This is a genomic window from Chromobacterium piscinae (genome assembly GCF_021129175.1).
In the GTDB taxonomy this organism is placed as follows: Bacteria; Pseudomonadota; Gammaproteobacteria; order Burkholderiales; family Chromobacteriaceae; genus Chromobacterium; species Chromobacterium piscinae.
The window spans coordinates 1-2,598 of sequence record NZ_JAJOHV010000155.1; the positions used below are offsets into that span (position 1 = coordinate 1).

A 2,598-nucleotide genomic window follows, 5' to 3' on the forward strand; every position below is an offset into this window, starting at 1 on the left:
GCGGCCAGTCCCAGCGCCGCGGCGGGCAGGGCCTTGTGCCACTGCCGGCCCGGCAGCCGCCAGCGGCTGAAGTCCAGCTTGCGGCGCATGATTGTCTTGTCCCCTGAAACCATCGGCCTTCCGTATCGTAAATTTGCTGAGCGACTGTCACAGCAGGCACGCTAGATTAAGCAGCAAGAGCACGATTTTGCAATAGGCTGCCTGAATATTTGATGACAGATGAAAATTTAGTCATCGTTAATATTTACAGCCGACTCGCTTGCCGCTTGATTCTCATCGCATCAAAACAAGAAATTTACATCGGTAAAAAGCAAACTTTCGGCATTTTCGCATAAAAAAACGCCGCGGCGAGGCCGCGGCGTCGGCATATCGGATCTAGCTGGTCAAAACTGGCTGTCATCCAGCGCCAGCGCGCTATCGGCGCCATTCAGAATCGCCGCCGCCAGGCCGGAAACCTGCGGCAGCAGGTGCTCGGCGAAGAAGCGCGCGGTAATGATCTTGGCGTTCAGGAAATCGCTGTCCGCATCGGCGCCCTGCAGCTTTTCCTTGGCGATCAGCGCGGCGCGGCCCATCTGCCAGCCGCCCAGCACGATGCCCATCAGCTTCAGGAACGGCACCGAACCGGCAGCGGCCAGTTGCGGCTGGGAGCCGAAGGTTTCCAGGATGAAGGCGACGCAGCGCTCGGCGTCGGCGATCGCGGCGGAGAGGTTGCCGGCGGCGGAGTCGAACCCCGCGGCCTGCAGCTTGTTCACCGTAGACTGCGCCTCGGCCAGCAGCGCGCGGGCGACCGCGCCCTGATCCATCGCCGTCTTGCGGCCGATCAGGTCCAGCGCCTGGATGCCGGTGGTGCCTTCATAGATGGCGGTGATGCGGGCGTCGCGGTAGTACTGGGCGACGCCGGTCTCCTCGATGTAGCCCATGCCGCCGTGCACCTGGATGGCCAGGCTGGTGATCTCGTTGGCCTGCTCGGTGTTCCAGCCCTTGACGATGGGAATCAGGAAATTCAGCAGCGCCTGGTTGCGGGCGGCTTCGTCCGCCACCGGATGGCGGGCGGCGCGGTCCAGCGCGGCCGCGGCGTAGAAGGTCAGCGCGCGCTGCGCTTCGATCTGGGCGCGCATCGTCATCAGCATGCGGCGCACGTCCGGGTGCCGGATGATGGCCACGCCGGCCGGATCGGGCGAACCGACCGCGCGGCTCTGCACTCGATCCCGCGCGTACTCCACCGCCTTCTGGTAGGCGCGCTCGGACACCGCCACGCCCTCGATGCCCACGCCCAGGCGGGCGTGGTTCATCATGGTGAACATGTAATTCAGGCCCTTGTTCGGCTCGCCGACCAAATAGCCGACCGCGCCGTCGTTGTCGCCGAAGCTCATCACCGCGGTCGGGCTGCCGTGTATCCCCAGCTTGTGCTCCAGCGACACGCAGCGCACGTCGTTGCGCGCGCCGAGCGAGCCGTCGGCGTTCACCAGGAACTTGGGCACGATGAACAGCGAGATGCCCTTCACCCCGGCCGGCGCGTCCGGCAGCCGGGCCAGCACCAGATGGACGATGTTCTCGGCCATGTCGTGCTCGCCCCAGGTGATGAAGATCTTCTGGCCGCTGACCCGATAGCTGCCGTCGGCGGCCGGCGTCGCCCTGGAGCGCACTTGGGCCAGGTCGGAGCCGGCCTGCGGCTCGGTCAGGTTCATGGTGCCGGTCCACTGGCCGCTGGCCATCATCGGCAGATAGACGCTCTTCAGCTCATCCGATGCGTGATGATGGATAGCCTCAACCGCGCCCAGCGTCAGCAGCGGCGCCAGCGAGAACGCCAGATTGGACGAACACCACATTTCCTCCACCGCCGCCGCCACCAGCGCCGGCATGCCCTGGCCGCCGTATTCCTCCGGCGCGCGCAGGCCCACCCAGCCCGATTCGACGTACTGCCGCCAGGCATCCTTGAAGCCCGGCGCGGCGGCCACTTCGCCGTCCTTCCACTTGGCGCCCTGGTCGCCCTGCTTGTTGATCGGCGCCAGCACGCCCTCGGCGAACTTGGCGCCCTCTTCCAGCACCGCGTCGGTGAGTTCCACCGAGCACTCGCCGTAGCCCGGCAGCCCGCAGATCGCCGCCAGATCGGCCAGCTCGTTCAATGCAAATCGGATGTCTTTGATTGGGGCGTGATAAATCATCGCGCTTCTCCTCTGCTTCTCTCGCGTCGGCCCGCGCCGCGGGCCATAAAAAAAACCGGCGCTCCCTGATAGGGCGCCGGCTGCTGTTGTTGGTTCCGGCGGCTATGCTGCCTGCTCGGTCGAGGGCGCTTGCGGCCGCGCCCCCGGCTGCCGCTTACTTCGACAGTTCGGCGATCAGTTCCGGCACCACGGCGAACAGGTCGCCGACAATGCCGTAGTCGGCCACCTGGAAGATCGGGGCCTCTTCGTCCTTGTTGATCGCGACGATCACCTTGGAATCCTTCATGCCCGCAAGATGCTGGATCGCGCCCGAGATGCCGACGGCGAAGTACAGCTGCGGCGCCACCACCTTGCCGGTCTGGCCGACCTGATAGTCGTTCGGCGCGTAGCCGGCGTCCACCGCGGCGCGCGAGGCGCCGACGGCGGCGGACAG

At 65.8% G+C, this 2,598-nt stretch carries 2 protein-coding genes; both read right to left on the reverse strand.

Annotated elements, in window-relative coordinates:
* Positions 1 to 383: 383 nt before the first annotated feature.
* Positions 384 to 2,165 (reverse strand): acyl-CoA dehydrogenase, encoded by a 1,782-nt coding sequence (locus LQR33_RS23575; protein WP_231470672.1) that lies wholly within the window; start codon positions 2,163 to 2,165, stop codon positions 384 to 386.
* 154 nt (positions 2,166 to 2,319) lie between these two features.
* A partial coding sequence (locus tag LQR33_RS23580; RefSeq protein WP_231470673.1) for an electron transfer flavoprotein subunit alpha/FixB family protein occupies positions 2,320 to 2,598 on the reverse strand: 279 nt, incomplete at its 5' end.